At 45.5% G+C, this 21,838-nt stretch carries 13 protein-coding genes and 2 tRNA genes; 12 read left to right on the plus strand and 3 right to left on the minus strand.

What is annotated here, in order from left to right; genetic code table 11:
* Window positions 1-91 precede the first annotated feature (91 nt).
* Window positions 92-1,708 carry a thermosome subunit alpha gene (thsA, locus tag V7O64_RS00485; RefSeq protein WP_407356077.1) on the minus strand — a complete coding sequence of 539 codons (1,617 nt, stop codon included), beginning with the start codon at window positions 1,706-1,708 and terminating at the stop codon, window positions 92-94.
* Window positions 1,709-1,864: 156 nt separating this feature from the next.
* On the opposite strand from thsA, the gene dph5 reads away from it, so the two are divergent.
* From dph5 to V7O64_RS00545, 12 genes are all read left to right on the plus strand, one after another.
* Entirely contained in the window at window positions 1,865-2,668 is an 804-nt protein-coding gene (gene dph5 / locus V7O64_RS00490) for a diphthine synthase (RefSeq protein WP_407356078.1), read from the plus strand.
* Between the two features lie 63 nt (window positions 2,669-2,731).
* Window positions 2,732-4,492 carry an ATP-binding protein gene (locus V7O64_RS00495; protein ID WP_407356079.1) on the plus strand — a complete coding sequence of 587 codons (1,761 nt, stop codon included), beginning with the start codon at window positions 2,732-2,734 and terminating at the stop codon, window positions 4,490-4,492.
* A 35-nt stretch (window positions 4,493-4,527) separates the two neighbouring features.
* Window positions 4,528-4,809 (plus strand): DUF357 domain-containing protein, encoded by a 282-nt coding sequence (locus tag V7O64_RS00500; protein ID WP_407356080.1) that lies wholly within the window; start codon window positions 4,528-4,530, stop codon window positions 4,807-4,809.
* Between the two features lie 53 nt (window positions 4,810-4,862).
* Window positions 4,863-5,204 (plus strand): DUF555 domain-containing protein, encoded by a 342-nt coding sequence (locus tag V7O64_RS00505; protein ID WP_407356081.1) that lies wholly within the window; start codon window positions 4,863-4,865, stop codon window positions 5,202-5,204.
* 19 nt (window positions 5,205-5,223) lie between these two features.
* Window positions 5,224-6,123: a carbohydrate kinase family protein gene (locus V7O64_RS00510; protein ID WP_407356082.1), complete on the plus strand. Its 900-nt coding sequence runs from the start codon at window positions 5,224-5,226 to the stop codon at window positions 6,121-6,123.
* 191 nt (window positions 6,124-6,314) lie between these two features.
* Entirely contained in the window at window positions 6,315-8,006 is a 1,692-nt protein-coding gene (locus tag V7O64_RS00515; protein ID WP_407356083.1) for a type II/IV secretion system ATPase subunit, read from the plus strand.
* Window positions 8,007-8,016: 10 nt separating this feature from the next.
* Window positions 8,017-9,963 (plus strand): type II secretion system F family protein, encoded by a 1,947-nt coding sequence (locus tag V7O64_RS00520; RefSeq protein ID WP_407356084.1) that lies wholly within the window; start codon window positions 8,017-8,019, stop codon window positions 9,961-9,963.
* A 6-nt stretch (window positions 9,964-9,969) separates the two neighbouring features.
* On the plus strand, window positions 9,970-11,928 hold the full coding sequence (locus V7O64_RS00525; protein WP_407356085.1) for a LamG-like jellyroll fold domain-containing protein: 1,959 nt from the start codon (window positions 9,970-9,972) through the stop codon (window positions 11,926-11,928).
* Between the two features lie 24 nt (window positions 11,929-11,952).
* Window positions 11,953-12,843 (plus strand): hypothetical protein, encoded by an 891-nt coding sequence (locus V7O64_RS00530; RefSeq protein ID WP_407356086.1) that lies wholly within the window; start codon window positions 11,953-11,955, stop codon window positions 12,841-12,843.
* Between the two features lie 170 nt (window positions 12,844-13,013).
* Window positions 13,014-14,030, plus strand: coding sequence for an AmmeMemoRadiSam system radical SAM enzyme (gene amrS, locus V7O64_RS00535; protein ID WP_407356087.1), 1,017 nt, complete (start codon window positions 13,014-13,016; stop codon window positions 14,028-14,030).
* A gap of 285 nt (window positions 14,031-14,315) precedes the next feature.
* Window positions 14,316-14,388, plus strand: a tRNA-Asn gene (locus V7O64_RS00540).
* A 21-nt stretch (window positions 14,389-14,409) separates the two neighbouring features.
* A tRNA-Ile gene (locus V7O64_RS00545) sits at window positions 14,410-14,484 on the plus strand.
* Between the two features lie 25 nt (window positions 14,485-14,509).
* On the opposite strand, the gene V7O64_RS00550 is transcribed toward V7O64_RS00545, so the two are convergent.
* Together V7O64_RS00550 and V7O64_RS00555 are read right to left on the minus strand one after the other, a co-directional pair.
* On the minus strand, window positions 14,510-15,250 hold the full coding sequence (locus V7O64_RS00550; RefSeq protein ID WP_407356088.1) for a hypothetical protein: 741 nt from the start codon (window positions 15,248-15,250) through the stop codon (window positions 14,510-14,512).
* A 36-nt stretch (window positions 15,251-15,286) separates the two neighbouring features.
* Entirely contained in the window at window positions 15,287-21,565 is a 6,279-nt protein-coding gene (locus tag V7O64_RS00555) for an RICIN domain-containing protein (protein WP_407356089.1), read from the minus strand.
* Window positions 21,566-21,838: the final 273 nt, after the last annotated feature.

Here is a 21,838-nt window from a genome sequence, read left to right on the forward strand (position 1 = left end):
TATAAAAAATATAACTCAGAGAGTATGCATATAAAAAAAGTAAGCAGAAAAAGGAGTAAAAGAAAAGAGGTCTGTAACCTCTTTAAATCATTTACATATCATAGTTGTGGATATTGTGTTCAGGATCCACATCCATCATTTCCTGTCTCCTGGCACGGAGCATGTCATCCACACGCAAGACCATTTTTGCTGCTTCTGATGCTGACTTGATGGCCTGGGTCTTGACCCTCAGGGGATCTACGATACCTTTTTCAAGCATATCGACAATGTTGCCGGTTTCAATGTCAAGGCCTGCATTTTTGACTGTAGCGTGTTTTGATCGCAGGTCTATGAGTTTGTCAATAGCATCGAATCCACAGTTCTCTGCGATGGCCTTTGGGATCTCTTCAACAGCTTCTGCAAACGCCAATATTGCTAACTGCTCACGTCCCTGTACAGATGAGGCATAGTTGTGCAGGGCCTGTGCGACCTCTATCTCAGATGCCCCTCCGCCAGGTACGATTTTCCCATCCTCGAACACGACTTTGACCACATGGAGCGCATCATCGAAAACACGCTCAACATTGTCGGTCACGTGCTCAGAACCACCCTTTATGAGAATGGTCATGGTCCTGGATTCCCTGAATCCCTTGATGTAGGTCTTTTCCTCATGTTCATCTTCCTGTTCAACGAGTTCTGCAAATCCCAGGTCATCTGCAGTTATCTCGTTGACGTTCCTTACAAGGGATGCACCGGTAGAGTGGGAAAGGATATTCATGTCCTCGTCTTTGACACGTCTTGTAGCATATATGTTTGCTTCCTTGAAGAAATGAAGTGCATAATCTTCCATTTTCTTGGAGCAGAATACTGCATTGGCTCCAGTGTCAATGATCTTCTGTATGATCGCCCTGAAATTTGCCTTTTCCTTCTCCTTGAAGTCGGCCAGCTGTTCGGCGCGGTCAACCTGAAGCTTGGATTTGGTACTGGTCTGTGAAAATGAGAGTTCGGTGTCAATAAGGGCTATCTTTGCATTTTCTATGCGACGTGGCATCTCGCTGTGAAGGGCTTCTTTCCTGATAGCTATGCCGTTTATAAGTTCGGTGTCATGTACTGTGCCACCCACTTCCTTTGCAATGACAATATCTTCATCGACGTTGACAACACCATTGTTGTCGATAGCGTAGATAGCATCCACGCAGATCTTTGCAAGATGATTCCCGGCCATCTCCGATGCCTTTCCAGTGATAGAGGTACTTGCTATTCTCTCAAGCATCTCCCTGTCCTTCCTGTCCACGGTAATGGCATAATCATTGAGCACCTGTAATGCCTTCTCATTTGCCATGGTATAGCCTTTGACAATAACTGTGGGGTGTACACCTGATTCTACAAGCTTCTGGGCTTTTTCAAGAAGGGCACCTGCCATGACCACTGCACTGGTTGTCCCGTCACCTGCTATCTTCTCCTGGGTTTTTGCGACCTCAACTATCATCTTTGCAGTCGGGTGCTCGATATCCATTTCCTCAAGGATTGTCGCACCGTCGTTAGTGAGGGTTATGTCACCCATGATATTAACAAGCATCTTGTCCATGCCTTTTGGGCCAAGAGTTGTTCTGACAATACCTGCAACCGCTTTTGCAGAAGCGATATTCACTGACAATGCGTCCTTTCCTGTTGTGTGCTGTTTGCTCGGATCAACAATATATATAGGCTGATTACCATATCCTGCCATGACTTCGGACCTCCAATGATATAATATGTTATCTTAGTGTATGAGTGAAACTAACTGTATGTGGTTCTATAAAAACATTGCGAGTCAGTTATGCATTTGCTATCATTCCCTTACCATTCTCAAAGCATTTAAGCCATAAGCACATATCTGCGGAGTATGCTCACTTTCATAGGACTGGGTCTTTTTGATGAGAATGATATCTCCCTGAAAGGACTTGAAGCTATAAAAAATGCTGATATGGTATTTGCCGAATTCTACACTTCCAGGTTAATGGGCAGTACAGTAGAAGATCTTGAAACTCTATACGGGAAAAAGGTGCATGTACTTTCCAGGGAAGATGTGGAAATATCTCCCCTCTGGCTCACAGAAGCCCGGGAAAAGAATGTGGTCTTCCTCACAGGTGGGGATACAATGGTCTCCACCACCCATGTTGACCTGAGACTTCGTGCCAGGGACATGGATATTCCCACAAAGCTGATACACGGGGCTTCCATCGCTTCTGCAGTCTGTGGTCTCTCAGGGTTGCAGAACTACAGGTTTGGAAAAGCATCCACAATACCTCATCCTTACACAAGCAGCCGGGGAAATACTGTCATTTCGCAAACTCCCTATGATACTATTAAACTCAATAAAGAACACAATATGCACACTATTGTCTTCCTGGACATTGATAAGGATAAAGGATACATGACAGTCAACCAGGCCATAAGACTGCTTCTTGAGGTAGAGAATAGACGGGGCGAAGGTGTCATGGATAATGCCCTTGCTGTTGGGATTGCCAGGGCGGGTTCTGCCATGCCTGTTGTAAAGGCCGGATATGCGCATATGCTGCAGGATGAGGATTTCGGGGAACCACTTCACATAATGGTCATTCCCTCGTCGTTGCATTTTGTAGAAGCTGAGGCCCTAGTGAGACTTGCCGGGGCACCACCGCAGATACTTGAAGGACTGGATGTTTGAGGGAAGATATAATAATACATAATAAACATAATATAAAAGACCATGAATATTGAGGGATGATAAATGGTAAGAGGCTCAGTAGGAGTTATTTTTGGAGAAACAGGAACATTTGAGTTCAAAGTAATGGTCTTTGACAGTTCCAAAGTATACAGGGGAGCATACATCAAGGTATGGCATGATGCTTCCTCTGACGAGAAAGACCATACCTGGGTGCTTGGCCAGGTCATGGCGATCAAAAGATACAGCGATTCTTTTTCCATTGAAGAGGCTATGAAGGGACAACGTGTCGATAAAAGTGATGATAAGATAGTTGCTGAGGTCATTATAATCGGTTCAAGGGACGAGACCGGTATGCTCAGGGCTCCGGTAATACCCTTCAGCCCCGGCAGCCCCATCTTTGCAGCTGATGAAGTGCTTATAAGGTCAGTGCTGGGGCTGACGGGCAATGAAATGAATATCGGTATGCTTGAGGGTACCAGCATCAAGGTACAGCTCAGCGTTAACAGCCTGGTGCAGAAGCATTGCAGCATACTTGCAAAGACAGGAAGCGGCAAGTCCTATACGGCATCTGTCCTGCTCGAAGAACTGCTTGAGCAGAACGTGCCTCTTCTTATAATAGATCCGCACAGTGAATACTCATCTCTTAAAGTACCCGGGGAAGGGGAAGCAGAGGACTTCTCACGCTTTGGTGTAACTCCAAAGGGATATGGTTCTGTAATCAAGGTATACACACCTGCAAGCAGATCGATCAATCCTGATGCAGATGAGCTGTTCAGGTTAAACGGGATGAACCTGACTGTCAGGGACCTGACATCCATTTTCCCGGATAACTTTTCCACCACCCACACCGGTATATTGTATGAAGCTATACAGAAAGTGCGTACTGAGATGGAAACCTACACAATCGATGACATAATCTTTGAAGTAGGCAACGACAAAAGCAAGGCCAAATGGAATGTGATAAATGTCCTTGAGCAGATCAGGGAAACGGGTATACTATCTCCCAATCCCACGTCAGTGGAGGAGCTCTTCCAGAAAGGAAAAGCAGCAGTAATTGACTTTAAGGGTGTGGCTCCTGATCTGCAGAGTATGATCGTTGCAAGTTTGTGCAGCTCCCTTTTTGAGGCGCGCAAGCTTAACAGGATCCCTCCGGGAATGCTGGTTGTTGAGGAGGCCCACAACTATGCACCGGAAAAAGGGTTCAGCAAGACCACAAGCACTGATATACTGAGAACCATAGCATCTGAAGGAAGAAAGTTCGGTCTTGGTATGATGGTCATCTCCCAGAGGCCTGCAAGGGTTGATAAGAACGTGCTTTCCCAATGTGGGACCCAGGTCATCATGAAGGTCACAAATCCCAATGATCTTAAGGCAATAAGCAAGGGTCTGGAGGGTGTGACATCCTATGTTGAAGAAGAACTGATGCGGCTCCCTCCGGGTGTTGCAATGCTTGTGAGCAATGAAATAGAACGTCCGGTCCTTGTAGATATAAGGATAAGGAAATCAAAACATGGCGGTGAGTCTGTGAACGTGCTCAAGGCCGCAAAGACTGTCACACTCCCTCCGCCACCACAGATCATACCGGAAGAGGGCAGTATGTCGGCATCTTCTCCTGTTCGCAGGCCTGTCCCGGCGGCTAGTACGGCGGATGCTCATGAACATGATGTGACTGTGGACGTACCGGTAATTGATATTCCCGGAGACGGGCCTGTGTCTGTTCCCCCTCCTAAAAGGAGACCCTCAAGGCCTCCCAGGGATGAAAGTGCAAACGTAAGTGAAGGTGGAGGGAAATTGTTCAAGAAGCTTTTCGGGGCGAACAGATAATTAACCATAAGTACAGTTGAGACACTGAGGTTGTTATGGCTGCTGACCTGAATGAAAAAGTTAAGAGATATGAACGACTATTAAGTGAAGCCCTTGAAAAGGCTGTATTTGCCCCTATCCCCCAGTCACATATGTACACTATAGCCGGCGACTATCATAATATGGCAAGTTCGTATTATAAAGACGGTCTTCACTTTATGAGGACCGATGACCCGGTCAATGCACTTGTCTGTTTCAGTTACGGGCATGCATGGCTTGATGCAGGGGCAAGGCTTGGCCTGTTCGATGTTGATGACGATGTGTTATTCACGATATGAAGACCGATATTTGAAGTTCGAAGAAGAAATGAAGTATAAACCGGAGAGATCTAATGCCAAATTATCATGTTACACTTGAAGCCGCCTGGTTGGTAAGGGACGTAAAATCTGCCGATGATGCCATCGGTGTTGCAATTTCTGAGGCAGGGAAACGCCTCAACCCTAAACTTGACTATGTGGAGGTTGACATAGGGACAACATTCTGTCCCGCATGTGAGGAGCCTTTCAGCAGTGTTTTCCTGGCGGCGAATACCGCAATAGTGGGACTTGTCCTTGAGATGAAGGTCTTTGATGCGGAAAGCCAGGAGCACGCATCCAGAATTGCCAAATCCGTAATAGGAAGGGCATTAAGGGATGTGCCGCTTGCTGTTGTGGATGTTGAGGAATTCGAGTAGTTACGGAGGTGTCTGTCAGATGGACAGGACGATCACTGTTGTGGGGCATGCAGCCATAGACCTGCTCTTTGATGTTGAGAATATTGCAGTTCACAATGAATCTCATCCCATAATCGATTATAACCAGTATTATGGAGGCGGGGCTGCAAATATCGCCATTGCCATTGCCATACTCGGAGGAAAGGCCAGGCTGATATCGGCGGTAGGTGGTGATTTTGCGTCCTCGGGTTATGAGGCTGAACTTGAAAGGCATGGTGTTGATCTTTCCCTGTTATACAGATTCCCTGACCAGAAGAGCACCAGGGCCTTTGTGTTCACTGACCGTGAACATCACCAGAGCACCTATTTCCATTGGGGCGCATCAGCAAAGCTGCGGGAACTTGACCCTCCTGAAGTGGATTTTGTCCATCTTGCAACTTCGGATTCAACATATAATGCAAGGATAGCCAAAAAGGCCGGTTTTGTTTCTTTTGATCCGGGTCAGGACCTGGTGACATATTCCAGGAAAAACCTGGAAAGCATCCTTGAAAATACCAACATCCTTTTTACGAACAGGCATGAGATACAGCGTGTCTGTAACATGACAGGCAGGTCATTTGAAGATATCCTGAACATGATAGAGACCGTTGTTGTCACATATGATTCCAGCGGCAGCAGGGTGTACAACAGTGGCAGCGAGTTTACAATACCTGTGGTTCCGGTCAAAGCCCTTGACCCTACCGGGGCCGGAGATGCCTACAGGGCAGGCTTCCTTCTTGCCTGCACACGTGGTTATCCTCTGGAAACATGTGGCCTGATCGGGTCTGTGGTTGCTTCCTTTGCGGTCCAGAACATTGGCTGCCAGACCGACCTTCCTACATGGGACACCATGAAAGAGAGATATGAAGAGAATTTCGGGAAATTACCTGAAATTGATTGATTGATTGATTAACCGATCGTTGGATCAACCGATCGAGTGGTTTTTCTTCCTGTTTTTTATTTTACATATTTGTATACGGTCCTTAAAATTATCACACATATTAATGGCACGCATATAATACATGTCTGCAAAGCTTATTATAATAATAAAAATCAAAGGTTTTTTATATACATAAGATTGTATAATAATTGATGACGGAGTCGGAACTGGAAATAACAAAAGCCGGGGAAATAAGTCCGGATGATAAATACGAAACCAGCGCTAATAAACATTCAAGGATATCATCATTTCTGGAAAGTATAAGATCCGGGATAGATCATATCAGATATCCACGTACAAAGCTTCCTGAATACGATCCGCAATTACATGGTCCTCTGGTTGAATTTGAAGTTCCCGCGGGCTTTACCGAAGTTGAACGTTACTGGGTAAATGAACCCTATTCTTTCATTTGCATCCTTGAGCGGGGCAACCTCTATCAGTATTACGTTGTCGAGCCAATGCTGACCCCTTATGAAAAGGACATACTTGAGCGTGTCTATGATGACCTGCAGGACATCCTGAGCATGGGAGGGGTCAACTCTACAAAGAACAAAGAAATAGCACTTATGGAGAATACATTGCTGCTTTTCAACAGGTATCATGCAAGTCTGGAAATATCATCAACATACCGCATCATTTATTATCTGAAGCGTAATTTCCTTGGTCATGACCGCATCAACTCACTCATGCAGGATCCACATATAGAGGACATTTCCTGTGACGGTATAGACATACCTGTTTTCATGTATCATACTAAGTACCGTAACATAAAGACCAATATTTCATTTGCTGAGGAAGAACTCAACTCCCTTGTCATCAAACTCTGCCAGAAGAGCGGAAAACACATTTCCATAAGTGAACCCATGGTTGATGCAACCCTTCCTGACGGTTCCCGTTTGCAGGCAACCCTTGGCAAGGAGATAACCACAAGGGGCAGTTCGTTCACCATCAGGAAGTTCAGGGGTGACCCGATAACTCCCATAGACCTTATCAATTACAACACATGCAGCATTGAAATGATGGCATATTTCTGGCTGGCAATAGAGAACGGTGACTGCGCGATATTTGCAGGAGGTACAGCATCGGGCAAGACATCAATGCTCAATGCGGTTTCCCTTTTTATCCCATCACTTTCAAAAGTTATCTCTATAGAAGATACCCGGGAGCTGACACTGAACCACGACAACTGGATTGCAGGTGTCACCCGCAAACCCCTGAATGTCAACAGTACGGGGGAGGTTTCCATGTATGATCTGCTGCGTTCAGCACTGCGACAAAGGCCGGAGTACATACTTGTGGGAGAAATAAGAGGAGAAGAAGCACTGACACTTTTCCAGGCAATATCCACAGGCCATGCAACCTATTCAACTATGCACGCAGGTGATGTACAGACAGTTGTAAACAGGCTCGACAGTCCTCCACTCAATGTACCGCACGTTATGCTGCAGTCGCTGGATATACTTAGCATTCAGGTACAGACTTTCGTGGATGACAAGAGAGTGCGCAGGACCCAGAGTCTTGTGGAGTTTACCGGTATAGACTCAAAGACAGGATACATACGCATAAATGAGCTCTACAGGTGGGATCCTGTAAAAGACACTTTCATAAGTGCCGGTGATTCATACACACTGAACAAGGTCATGCTGTCAAAAGGCTGGAGCAGGGATAAGCTATACGAAGAGCTTGACAGGAGAGCACGTATACTCCAATATCTCCGTGATAAGAATATGAGGGATTATGTGCGTATATCCCTGGTGGTGCAGGCATATGATGCAAATCCGGAGAATGTTCTCAATGCCCTTGAAAATGGTACCCTGGAAACATTAATAGAACAGAATGTGTAGGTGCCTCAAAATGCATATCGTCGATTCTGTTGCACATCTGATATTCGGAAAATATGTGAGGAAGCATATTCACAGGTACGAGATACAGAGGTCAATGATACGAAAATCAGGAATGGGTGTCCTGATAGAGCAATATATTACACAGGTATATTTTTTCTCTTTTGTGTTCGCTTTTCTTGCAGGTCTTGCAGGACTTTTGATGGGGTATCTGTTCTTAGCTGACCTTAAACTATACATGTTTGGTATATCCTATGGTTTTCCGTGGGTGCAGGCAAACTTTCATCTGCTGCTAAGCATTGTGCTTGCCCTGGTTTTTTCTGTTGTTGTAGCGTCTCTGACTTACTATATTTTCATGTCAATACCCGAGGTACAGGCCAACGTACGGGCGACGCTTATTAATCAGTCACTTCCCCACTCCACAGCATATCTTTATGCAATGAGCCGGGGTGGCGGGATGAACCTCCTGGATATAATGAAATCATTGTCTGAGAACTATTACATATACGGTGCATCCGCAGAAGAAATAGGCTTTATAGTAAAAGACATGGAATATTATGGTACAGATCTGCTGTCGGCCCTTGATAAAGCCGGCCAGAGAACTCCTTCCAGGAAGTTCAAGGATTTTCTGGACGGGCTCACTTCTGTTGTCACAAGTGGAGGAGATATTAGTTCCTATCTTAAGGCAAAGAATGATCAGTACCGTCTTACAGCCACCAAAGAACAAAAGATATTCTTTGAGACCCTGGGAGTGCTGGCAGAAGTATACATATCTGCATTTGTTGCAGGCCCTCTTTTCCTTATAACTATCCTTGTGGTTCTGGGTCTTGTGAATCCAAATTCTGCAAGTATACTTGATTTTGTAGTCTACATTGTAATCCCGATAGGGACGGTTGTTTTCCTTGTTCTTTTGAATTCACTTACCAGTGAAAATCCTAAAATACGTGATTTCTATGTAGTAGAGAAAAAACTCAACAATTTCTCTCATGTCCCTCTTAAGCAGGGGGATAAGACTGAAGAGCAAAAAAGGAGAATGATCAAATACTACGTCACTATCATCAGGTTGACGGACACATTACTTCATCCTTTCAGTCTTTTCAGGAACAATCCTTCATACATATTCTTTATCACACTACCACTGGCAATTGGTTATGCTTTTTACAATATAAGCGGGTATATCAATATTGCCAATATTATCTATTTCAGGACTTTTAATTCTGCGACCCTGGCTATAATAGATGACCATGTATTTATCAGTCTTCTCATACTGTTGATTCCTTTTGTGATATTCGATGAAATACGCAACTATCGTATTAAACAGATCGAGTCCAGTATCCCTGATTTCCTTAGCAATCTTGCAAGTATAAATGAGGCAGGAATCCTCCTTGTGGATGCGATTGTCATGAGCATGCACCTAAAAGTCGGAGTATTGCACTCAGAGATAAAGCGTCTGGTCAATGATATATCCTGGGGGACGAAGCTGGACGATGCATTGAAGAAATTCGAATATCGTATACGCACTGAGATGACAAGGCGTATAATCACCCTTATAATAAAAGCCAACGAAGCAACCAGTGATATAAAAAGCGTACTGACAATAGCCGCACACGATGCGGACATACAGCGGCAGCTCAAGAAAGAGCGTAATGCAGAGATGTTTGTTTACGTTTTCATAATCTATATTTCGTTCATGGTCTTTTTATTCATTGTTTATATACTCGCAGCTTATTTCCTTCCCGTCATGCCGGCATCCACAGAAAATGCATTTGCAGGTATGTCTTTAGCACTTGATTTTGATCTGGATAGTTATATTCTGTTATTTTTCCATGCTGCAATGATCCAGGGTTTCTGCTCAGGGCTTGTAGCAGGGAAAATGGGAAGCGGAACCATTCAGTCCGGTCTTAAGCACTCGATAATGATGATGTCCATAGCTTATCTGCTATTCTCTTTATTCATATGAGGAAACATGAGCACACAAACGATTAGAACAAAGAAAATAACTTTCATAAAAGATGAAAATGCTGTCTCCGAAGTAATAGGGGAGATTTTGATGACAGCTATAGCTGTACTTGCATTTTCTGTGATAGCTGTGTTCTTGTTCTCATATATGGGTGCAGATGAAAGGGTCCATGTAAATATCGGTGGATGGGTGGATGTTGATTCTGATACTATCTATATACGGCATTCAGGTGGTGAGCAGGTGGACCTTGGCAAAGCTCAGGTAATACTGAACCTGAACGGGACCCGACGGGACCTTTCCTCATCGCAGCTTGTACAGCTTTTTGGAGACGATAGCTGGCACCTGGGTGAGACCATTATGATAGATACTGATTCACTCTGGAACACCAATATCAACGAGGATGATCATGTAGGCATCATATTACTGCAGACCGGTTCGAATATAGTTATAAAGAGCGGTTCACTGCTTGGTGATGAAATGGCAATGGGGGCAGGTTCAGGGTCAAATGGGAACGGGACTGGAGGACCGCAAGCTCCATCCGCCGATTTCATATATTCCCCTCTTGATCCCGGTATATATGAAACAGTTGTCTTTACGGATCAATCTTCAGACACTGACGGAACCATTGTTGTATGGTCGTGGGATCTTGGTGACGGAAATACTTCAACTGCCCAGGATCCTTCTCACCAGTACTCTGCTGCAGGGACTTATACTGTATCTCTGACAGTCACAGATGATGATGGGAACACAGATAGCACTTCCCGGTCTGTAACCGTTGTTGGTCCACAGGGCACCTATGCAGACAGGATACTCCTTAATAAACCTGCAAAGGGAGGTGTCATAAAAGATGGTGGTTATGTCAGTTTTACAAACGATGGGAATTACAGGTATGTAGACATAGATGGTGTACGATACGATCTGGATCAAAGTGATTCCATAAAGCTTGAAATCGTTAATGATCAAACGGCAGGGACAATTTCCATGGATATCGGTAACTCCCAGATATCAACCTTTGATCTGAATGTCAATCTATACATAAATGGCAATCTGGAAGACACCGGACAGGTCACCAGTATTTATGTTCAGCCCATATCGGATTATTATTCGGACTTAAGATATGAGCTTCCATCCGATAACAGCCAGACGTATCTTGAAGCAGATGGTGATATTATAATCAACTGGCAAACCAACGATTCTGCAATCAACATCACAAACATAGGATTTTACAGTCCGGGAAACACTCAGATAAATTTCAATCCTGCAAGTACATATTTAAAATGTAGCGGTTATTACCAGCTCTCATCTTCCGGGCAATCGGGCAATCCTGAAACTGCACTACCAATTCCTGTTTCTTTGTGGAGTTTTAACAGCAGCAATGCACAGGATGATGTGGGTAGCAATGATGGTACCCGGTCCGGAGGGAATTTTGTAGCCGGTGTAGCCGGCCAGGCATATAATAGCAATCAAAATCAATACATAACGGTCCCACATAGCTCAGATCTTGACCTCACAGCAGAAGGTTCCGTTGAAGCGTGGGTATACATCCAGAATTACAGGAACTATGCCGGAATTGTGCATAAAGGCCAACAAAACGATCATTCAGATGAAAGCTATAGTCTGCAGTTTGGCGGACCTGGTCTGGGCAACAATAAAAGGATACTTTTTGCTCTGAACGATGGGGAGTTTTCAGCTATATCGAATACAGAACTGGCTACACAATCCTGGTATCATGTTGTAGCTACATGGAATTCGACATCATTGATAATTTATATAAATGGAAATATTGACAATAGTGTATCAGGTTCAGGCATAGCGGCAAATCCATCGTCCGGTTCTCTGCAACTTGGATCACAATTACCAGGGGGAAGTGTTTACGGAATGCAGGGTCGGCTTGATGAAGTTGCCGTCTATGATTATGCACTTAATGCAAGCGAAGTACAGCAAAGATACAACCTCTATGTGTGATACGGGATAAAATGGGGCAATGGAATGAAGAAAAGATCTGTGACATCATGTGAAAATGCCATCTCCGCCGTAATATCGGCTGTGCTTCTCCTTGGAATAGTCGTATCTGTCATAACCGTTGTGAACGTGCAATATATCCCTGAATGGAAAACGGCTGCCGAACAATCCCATATGGATAATGTCTTCTATGATATGGCAGGGATGAAGAACGATGTTGACATGCTTTCTGCCTATGTAGTGGCACAGCCTTCAACAGTTCTTTCATTGAGCGTTCCTTTCAGGATGGGAGGAGGGGACCTGCCAGTATTCGCCGCCGGAAAATCCGGCGGCAGGCTGGCGATAAATGATGATCCCTTCAGCATGTATATTGTGGCAAGAACACCAGGCATTGCTTATAGCAGTGATAATCTGTTTGCGGATATGGGTACTGTCACTTATATGTCTTCAAACAACTATTTCGTTGACCAGAAATACGTATATGAGAACGGTGCCCTGATCCTTTCACAGGAAGAGTACTCATTGATGCGCCTTTCTCCAAATATGGATATGCGAATGACCGATAACGGTACAAATTTAACTCTTCAGATAAACGCTATTGATATAAAAGGCCCTAAAAGAAGTATCAGCAGCAATTCTGTGGAGGAACTGTACCTGAGGACCAACGGTTCTGATCTACTGTATTGGGAAGGCATACTTTTCACCGATGTGACCATAACGGTTGAAAGCACTTATCCTTCCACATGGCAGTCTTTCTTTGAAAGGATGGCATATGATGCCGGTATTGATGAGGCGGATTATTCAGTGAGTTCGAATTCAAGTACTGTCGTATTCCTACTGGAAGGTAACTCCGGAGAAGATATAATTGTGAATGCATCGAAGACATTTTTTGATGCAAGACTGAACCTGCTGGTCTGAACAAGTTTCTTGCAGGTTAATCGTAAGTTAATCGCAGGTTAATTGCATTTAACTTGCAGGTTAATATTGCAAATCAACAGTAAGTTGGTCTGTGAGTTTGCTTCTTTTAATTATCCTTTGTAACGCTTAAGTTATCAATGATGAGATCACATCTTTTACCGGGGATATTGATGATCAGGGAAGCAATTCTTTATGATAGGCTTGATGATGGAAAGGTGCAATGTAAGCTATGCAGTCACAGGTGCAGGATCTCATCGGGAAAGAGGGGATTTTGCAGGGTGAGGGAGAACAGGGAGGGAATCCTTTATACTCTCAATTATAATGTTGTTTCAAGCGAGGCGCTGGATCCCATAGAGAAAAAGCCACTGTTCCATTTCTATCCGGGGTCCCTTGTATATTCCCTGGGGACGATCGGTTGTAATTTCAGGTGCAAGCACTGCCAGAACTGGACTATATCCCAGATAGATGTGGATGAGGCCAATGCCATTGAGATGAGTGCCCGCACGGCAGTTCAAAGGGCTGTGGCATCCGGGGCAAGGGCCATTGCATGGACATACAATGAGCCGACCATATGGTTTGAGTATACTTATGACTGTGCCAGGCTGGCAAAGGATGCCGGGCTTGCAACCGTGTATGTGACAAATGGTTACATAACCCGGGAAGGACTGGAAATGATAGCTCCATACCTGGATGCTTTCAGGGTCGATATCAAGGCATTCACAGACAAGTTCTACAGGGAGATAGCAAGTGCAAAACTGGCTCCTGTCCTTGAGTCTGCAAAACTTGCAAGGGAGCTTGGAATGCATGTGGAGATTGTGAACCTGGTCATACCGACCCTTAATGATTCAATGGAGGAGATACGGGAAATGACAGTATGGATACGTGAAAATCTGGGTGAAGACACGCCTGTGCATTTTACCCGTTTCCATCCGTACTACAAATTGCAGGATATCCCTCCAACTCCATTGAAAACCCTTGAAGATGCCCTTAACATCGCAAAGGAGACGGGTCTGAGGTATGTGTATCTGGGCAATGTCCCCGGAACCGGGCATGAGGACACTTTCTGTCCGAAATGCGGGGAGCTACTGATCAAAAGAGGAACCTTCAGTATTGAAGTGAACAGGCTGACAGAAGGTCAGACATGCCCGCGCTGTGGTGAACATATAAGCGTTATCTCGGGGCAGTGAGGGCACAGGTTACAGTTTCCATCAGACCGGGTATGTTTAATAATTTATGTATGTAACTGCAGGGGGTTACCTTATATGAACAAAATGTATTATCCAACCCCTTTGTTTCTACTGGAACATATATGTTGAACAATATATAATAATCATCATTATGAGGTGTGTTTGTTTTTGCCCGAAAATACGGAATATCAGGGTGAAAATCAGGGCAAAATCATCCATGCAATCAAAAGGTTTAAAAGCAATAAATGCATTAGAGGGATTCGCGCGTGAGCGCCATGCTTTAGAGCCGCAATAACTCAGTTGGTAGAGTGTCTGGCTGTTAACCAGAATGTCACAGGTTCGAGCCCTGTTTGCGGCGCTCTAGATCTTTTTTCAGAACGGGCCTGTAGCTTAGCCAGGTTAGAGCGCTCGGCTCATAACCGAGCGGTCACCGGTTCGAATCCGGTTAGGCCCATTTTATAACTTTGGTAAGGAATGTCCTATCCTTCTTCCATGACAGGTGCTTCTATCCCTACCTTTATATTATAATCATAAACATCAACGCGATTGTTAATAGCTACCGGAGTGATGAGTCCCTGCACGTTCATCATGAACTCCATGTGGCTTTCTATTGATCTGATATGGTAACTGTCCCTTTGGATAATGTAGCTTATTCTGTATTCATTAAGGCGTTCATTACCTTTAAGCTGCAGGCCTGCATTTTCGGCTTCTCTGATAAACGCATTTCCGTCCGGGAAAGCGGTGAGGATGAAATATGCATCTGTCTTTTCCATGCTCAGGTTCGTTGAATTGGCCAGAAGCAGGTTCATGTTCGTCAACTGATCGTAACTTTCCCAGATATTCCGGTTAAGCCCCCGCCTTTCCCACAAATGGTCCGCGTTTTTGAAATAGGCTTTACCGTCAACTATTATCATTTCCATTGAATCATCTACAGACCCCAGTCTTACAGCCATTTTTTCGTTCAGGTAATCCACAGAACCATTCCCCCTGACAAGGGTGAAATATTCCCCCATCATTGAAATATTGCTGTGGATATCGAACTGGTAGGACTTGACATCAGCAGAAGCCTCCAGTGTCCTGCCTGCAAGTGTGCGGGCATCGTTCACTTCCCTGTGCTCTGCATAGTAGACCGCAAAAAAGATCAATACACAGGCGAGTCCCAGAGCAACAAGCAGTTGCCTGTCTGTTCCTTTTATGTTGTTCAATGGCACACGGCTCATTTCCTGTTCCGTTGTTCTTTAATATGGGCCTGAGATTCACCCTTTTCTTCCGGAGAGCCCAGCGTAGGCTAACAAGACTACAATGCCTGTAATTATTCCGGCAAGCATCATCCAGAATAAGGCAGGATCCGGCTTATCCTGTTCATGAACTGCTTCATCTGCATCAGTGTACTCTGTTTGAGCATCTTCCGGTAACTCTTCAGCAATATCCAAACCTTTTATCTCATCTTCCGGGAATGTCTGGCTTGGTACCAACGGGTCCAGGGGGTCCGGATCCTTTGAATCGATGATGCCGTCACCATCTGTGTCGGGATTGAAAGGATCAGTACCAAGCCTGTACTCCACGACATTGGGCAACCCGTCAAGGTCCGAATCAAGAGGGCCGGTTGATCCTGTTGTCTTTCCTGCAAGGGCAAACCTGGAGAGATGTGGGACCTTTGCCCACACATAACCTGCGTATCTCTCACCGTATAGCTCAACATCACCTGTATGCACTCCGGTATTGGAGAGTTTTATCCATTTGCGTGTGTCCTCGTTGAAATAGTAGACACATAATGTTTTCTCATCTATGTCGTTAGGATCGGACGTGTCACCGTCACCGTTCCTGTCCAGTTCACCGGCGCGATAGTAGATCGTCAGCAGAGTGCTGTTCATTATACTGCCGGTAGTATTCTGTATATTCTCACTGACCTCTATGTCAAAATACTTTCCAAGAGCGTATTCTCCGGATGCCAGTCCCGATCTTGGGGACAGCGGGACCTGTGAATAGGTGTGCTTCCTTAGCTCTATCCATGGAGTGACATTTGCATCAAGGACCATACCGGCCGACAGATCAGTTCTTTTTATGGAGTCTGCAGATTCTACAAGGAGGATGTCCTTCGCTGCCATGTATTCCACCAGGACCGAACCGGAAGAAGTAGTGACCTGTTTGCTCCTGAAAGCGTCCAGTATCCGGCAGTAGTCATACATGTACGGCACTGAAAGCATTACCACTGTTTGGGTCTCATCCCATACTCCATACCTGACGGCCATTCTTTCATGATCGGATGTGATCATGTCTGAGAGTACTTCACCTTCGTCGCTTAGCACATCAAAGATGATTTTCCCTGCAGTACCATTTACAGTTGCGGGTCTGCCAAGCAGCAGGATGTAGGGCTCATGTGAATGATCTGCCAGAAGTTCATCTGCAGAACAGACAGTTATGTTCGTATACCTGCTCAAAGAATCCAGCAGTTCTTCATTGGCTTCGGTCATATCATAAGCCACAGTGATGTTGTTGACATTTGCTGCAAAGGAATCCATGTCATGCGAATCAATGAGATTATCGCCGTCCGTATCCTCAAGCAACGGGTTTGTGCCGAGGTTTATTTCCTGAAGATCGGTCAATCCGTCATTGTCCGTGTCTGCTGAAAGGGGGCTTGTGTTCAGTTCCAGTTCCTCAAAGTCTGTGAGACCATCATTATCAGTGTCCTCTGAGAGTGGATCGGTTCCGGTTCCATGCACCTCATGTCCGTCCTCAAGTCCGTCTTTGTCGCTGTCAGGGTCAAGCGGGTCTGTACCGTAGACCCATTCAAGATAGTCGAACAGGCCGTCATCATCAGAATCAGGTTTGAGCGGATCGGAGCCAAACTCATATTCCTGCAGATCTGTCAGGCCGTCATTATCCGTATCTGCATTATTGGGATCTGTGGATAAGAGATACTCGGTCTGATCATCCAGACCGTCACCGTCCGTATCCGGGATCAGTGGACTGCTGCCAAAGAATACCTCGGTTCCATCGTCCAGTCCGTCGTCATCAGTGTCATAATTCGTCGGGTCGGTGCCAAGAACATACTCTGCATAGTCACCCAGTCCATCGCCATCAGTATCAGGGTTAAGGGGGTCGGTCATTGTGATGTAACACTCGGTGTGGTCATCCACCCCGTCAAAGTCACTGTCCCTGAATCCCGGGTTGCTGGTCACATGGATCCTGTGGGTACCTGTGGAATTGGTAATTTCCACATACCAGCCTATCTGTTCGTTCACATCTATGAGGCTGTCCCTGTCCCTGTCCTCTCCGAAAGGTTCCCATCCCTCTTTTTCAGGATAGTCATGGGTATCGATGATTCCTATGACCTCCCTCTCTTCTTCGGAAGGTTCTGGCTGGGATATATTCCATGTCTGATAGAAGCGTAGCTTAAAGATACCCGTACTGTTGGATGCATTGAACCAGATTGTGGAAGATCCCAAAGTCTCAGTGCCTATGGCAGGCGTTCCGTTATATATTTCCTCATGTACCGTGGAATTATCCAGGCTCACGAACAGCCAGCATCTTGCAGGCGTACCTGTTATATTGGCAGCCGTGTCTTCCTTGCCTGTCAGAGTGTAATCTATCACGGCTGTGATATTTGTGTCAGGATCGGTCTTTATACTGCTTCCCATTTCGTTCATGTCCACATTGCTGATATATGCTTTTGCGACAAAGTCAGGATCATCTGCATCCGGGATGCCATTACCATTGGTATCCTCTGACCTGGGGTTGAGGCCTTTGAGGAATTCACTGAAATCACTAAGGCCATCGTCATCGGTATCCTGTTTCAGGGGGCTTGACCATACATGCTGCGTAAAGGTTTGTCCATGGAAGTCGAATTCTATCTCCCATCCATTATGTTCTACAAAGTCACTGAGTCCGTCCCCGTCGGTGTCCCAGTTGAGAGGATCATAGGCGTAGCGCAGCTCAAGCCCGTCCTCAAGTCCGTCCCCATCGCTATCTTTGTTGACCGCAGATGTGCCATATTCTATTTCGTAGCCATCGGAGAGTCCATCATTGTCAGTATCCCACCTGAGGGGTGATGTGCCATAGCGCAGTTCATCCTGGTTGAGAACGCCGTCACCGTCAATATCATTGGAGGATATGGCCTTCCAGAGTACAAAACTTTCTATATCCGCAGGCATGACATCGAAATAGAGAGTAGACGGATCTGAATCGGATGTTCCCGTATTGCTCTTTTCGCTGCAGTGCCAGCCAAAGAACCACCAGCATTTATCGTAGTAGACCCTGTAGTCTGTGCTCAGCCAGAACCTGAAAGGGAAATTGATCGCTGCTTCTGGTTCGATCCACAGATTTGTTTCATACTCTGTTTCTTTCTTCAGGTAATTGTCAAGATAAACAGTTGCACCTTCAGTGGTGGTACTGTTGCCCGCAAGCGTGTAAGCAGAGCTGTAACTGTATTGGGGCTTTATATAACTATTCTGAATATTTCTGAACGAACCACGTGATGTTCTTGTAATAATGCCCTTGAACTGGCTTTCCAGCTCGATGCGATCACCTTCGGTAAGGCCGTTGTCAGTATGATCGATAACCGTCACCGAAGTATCAAGCATCTTCAGGTCGGCTTCGGTCTTGACCCTTACGTCTGTGAAAAGGCCTATAAGCCATTCAAAGAGCATCTGCGACCAGCCTTTGCCGAATATCCATCCGAATATAAGGTCTGAAAGAGCAACAATTGCCGCAATGGCCCAACCTACCACAGGTATCAGGGATATGGCCCACAAAGCCACAGCATACAACACCATAAGTATGGCATACAGGGTGCCGACGAATATCCCATATCCTGACCAGCCTTCGCTGGCTGCTATTGACCAGAATGCATAGAAAGCTATGGCACCAACAACAACCCATGCGATAGCTCCAAGAACGGTGGTGGTCCGGTTAACGGCTCCCATGAAACCATTGCGTATCTTTGTGACCGACTCTGTCATTGCTTTCATGAGTTTCCAGTTAGTCTGGCCTGCTATCGGTGCAAGGGATTCCAGTTTTGTGAAAGTGATGAAGGAATAGAGCGCAGTTCCACCTATTATAAGATTACAAACAAGGTCTATTGCCGCTATTCCATAACTGTCAATGGTATCAAGGACCTCATTGCCTTCAGGGAAGCTGAAATCGGTTTCAACAGTTCCTACTTTAGTGACGGTGGACTCACCTGTCTCCCAGGCTATCATCAGGTTCATGAAGGTTGTAAGTGTCAGCTCATCAAGCCCGCCGGCCTGTCCCCATTGCCTAACTTCTTCCAGCATATCCTCTGTAGTGATGGCTGTGGCCGTATCTGTGTCATACCAGCTCATCTTCATGCTTTTTGTGCTTATCAGGGGTCGTTCCTTAAGCATTATATCAAAAGTGTTCCCTGTGATATATGAAAGCACAGCCACATCATCCATTGCCATGTAACGGAAATCGTCTTTAAATACCCCGATGACAGGCAGGACCATGCCTGCAGGCAGGGATGATAGTATATCAGGGGTCAATTCACCGCTGATCTTTGCCAGGGCTTCATCCTGGTGGCTGGCAGAACCGGTTTCATAACTGACGGTTACATTGTATTCATCCTGTAATTTTAGGGACATCTGTTCAAGAGATGTCTGTTCTCTCAGGAATGCATAGGAAAGGACAAAACCGGCTTCAAAGGTGCGTTCCCTGTCCTCGCTGAAGAACAGGCCGAAATCCGAACCATAGTTCTCCTCAACATTAAATCCTGTGAGCATGAATCTGTCATTATACTTTGCCAGGGTTGTTGATACGGATTCATATTCATGGATGGTCAGGGTAAATGATTCCCAGTCCTTCCTTTCATCCTTATTGGCAACGATTCCCCCTCCTCCTCCACCTTCTGCAGAAACGTACTGGCTGTTACCTGCTCTCAAGGCGATCCTGTCATTTTCCAGATCCTGCAGTTCAAAGATCTCCCAATTTCCGATCTCTGTGCTGTTTGCTACCAGTTCTTCTCCTCCGCCATTTGCAGCATATACGTATTTTCCATCAGAGGTTTTGAGTGCTACCTTATTATTGTTGATGTAAACTATTTCGAATATATCACCATCTGTAACTGAAGAGCTTCTGGCAACAAGTTCTGATGTTGTCCTATCCACTGAAACATACTGGCCCTTGTGTGTTCTTAGAGATACATTCTTTGGCCTGTCGGTCTCTCCGATAGCCATCCAGGTCAGTTCTGCCTTTGTGTGTGTATCCATGGCGGAATCACCGGGATAGAACATTCGGCCGTTAAGGGCAACAGTCTTCCCGAAGTCCTTCACAGGTGAGAGAGGGACGTATGCCTTACCTAAGGTTACAGTAATGCCGTAATCCTCAAGAGCGGAAGTATCTGAGGCGATGCCGCCCACAAGTTCTATTTCCCACAGCTGCTGGTTATCTTCCCGGGATGTGTTCTGGATCATGGTCTTGCTGGCATCGGGATATACTTCAAGGTATTTCCCGCTGTGTCTGGCAGCAAGTCTGTAATGTCCTTCACTGTTCAGCTCAAGTCCCCACAGCTGATGGTCCTCTGCGGTGTAGTTGCCTGCTGTGACATTTGCCATATCCTTCTGGCTGGCGTTGACTACCTCCAGGCATTTACCACTTTCAGCTGAAATTATACTGTAATAGCTCCCTTCAACCTGCTCCAGCCTCCATATCTGATAGGCGCTGCCGGTGTAATTAGCTGTGGTAACATTTACGTGTCCTTCCTGGCTTACATTCAGCTGCAGGTATTCCCCACTGTCCACAGAAAATATTTCAGCGTCTACAGGTACGGTGAGTTCAAGCATTGGTGTTACTGTGACATCATTCTTTGAACCGTCAAGGTCTTTCATCGTGCCGTGTGCATCATCTGGCCAGTCCCAGCTCTGGGAAAGCAGGTCAAGGTGTTTGGGATTTTCAGGCCGTATCTGGAAGTTAAGGTAAGTGGGGTTGCCGTTGCTTGTAATGTTGAATTCAAAACTATCACTGATAACGGATCTTGAGAAAGGTGAAAGGTCCAAAGCATCGATAACACCATCGTTGTCGTTGTCAAGGTCCCAGGCATTGGGAATTCCGTCACCGTCCACATCCGGATGGACCCCAGTTACCTCATAATAATCAACAAGTCCGTCATTGTTGGAATCCGGTTCCAGGGGGTTAAGGCCATTCTCTATCTCAAAAAGATCATCAAGTCCGTCAAAATCGGAGTCCGGATCATTGGGGTCAGGTCCCAGTACCGTTTCGATGGAATCGGGTATTCCGTCCCCGTCACTGTCAGGACCATATTTTTCAAGGCTCATATCTATATCTGACAGGTCGGTTGCAAGGGTCACAGGTCCGGATAGAGAGTCATGCCCGTCACTTTCAGCATTTATGGCAGCCATCAAAGCATCAGGATCAATGCCTGTGTCCCGCTGGTTGGCAAAGGCGATGGATTGTGCCACGGAATTGAGCGCGTAAACATCAAAAGGAGATATGGACTCGGGTTCACCGGTGTAATTGTAATATTCTTCATTGCTGGCTGCAGCTAACGCCGGGAACATGCATGCTCCAAACAATAGCAGAATTGCAAATAATGCAAAGGACTGAAGTACTGCTTTGCAATGGATACTAACCGAACTGATCATTCCGCTAGTGGTGATGTAGGGCAACCCCCTTTGAAGATCTGCCTTTTTTTGTATTTCTTAAAAGATATTGTATTTTTACATATAAGTACCTTTTTAATAAATTTAAATTGTTTAACATTATTTATATACTTAAGGATAGATGCCTGATTTGATACCTGATTTCAGGTTAATATCCGGATTAATATTTTT

Origin of the sequence: Methanolobus sp. WCC5 (assembly GCF_045690325.1) — an archaeon.
In the GTDB taxonomy this organism is placed as follows: domain Archaea; phylum Halobacteriota; class Methanosarcinia; order Methanosarcinales; family Methanosarcinaceae; genus Methanolobus.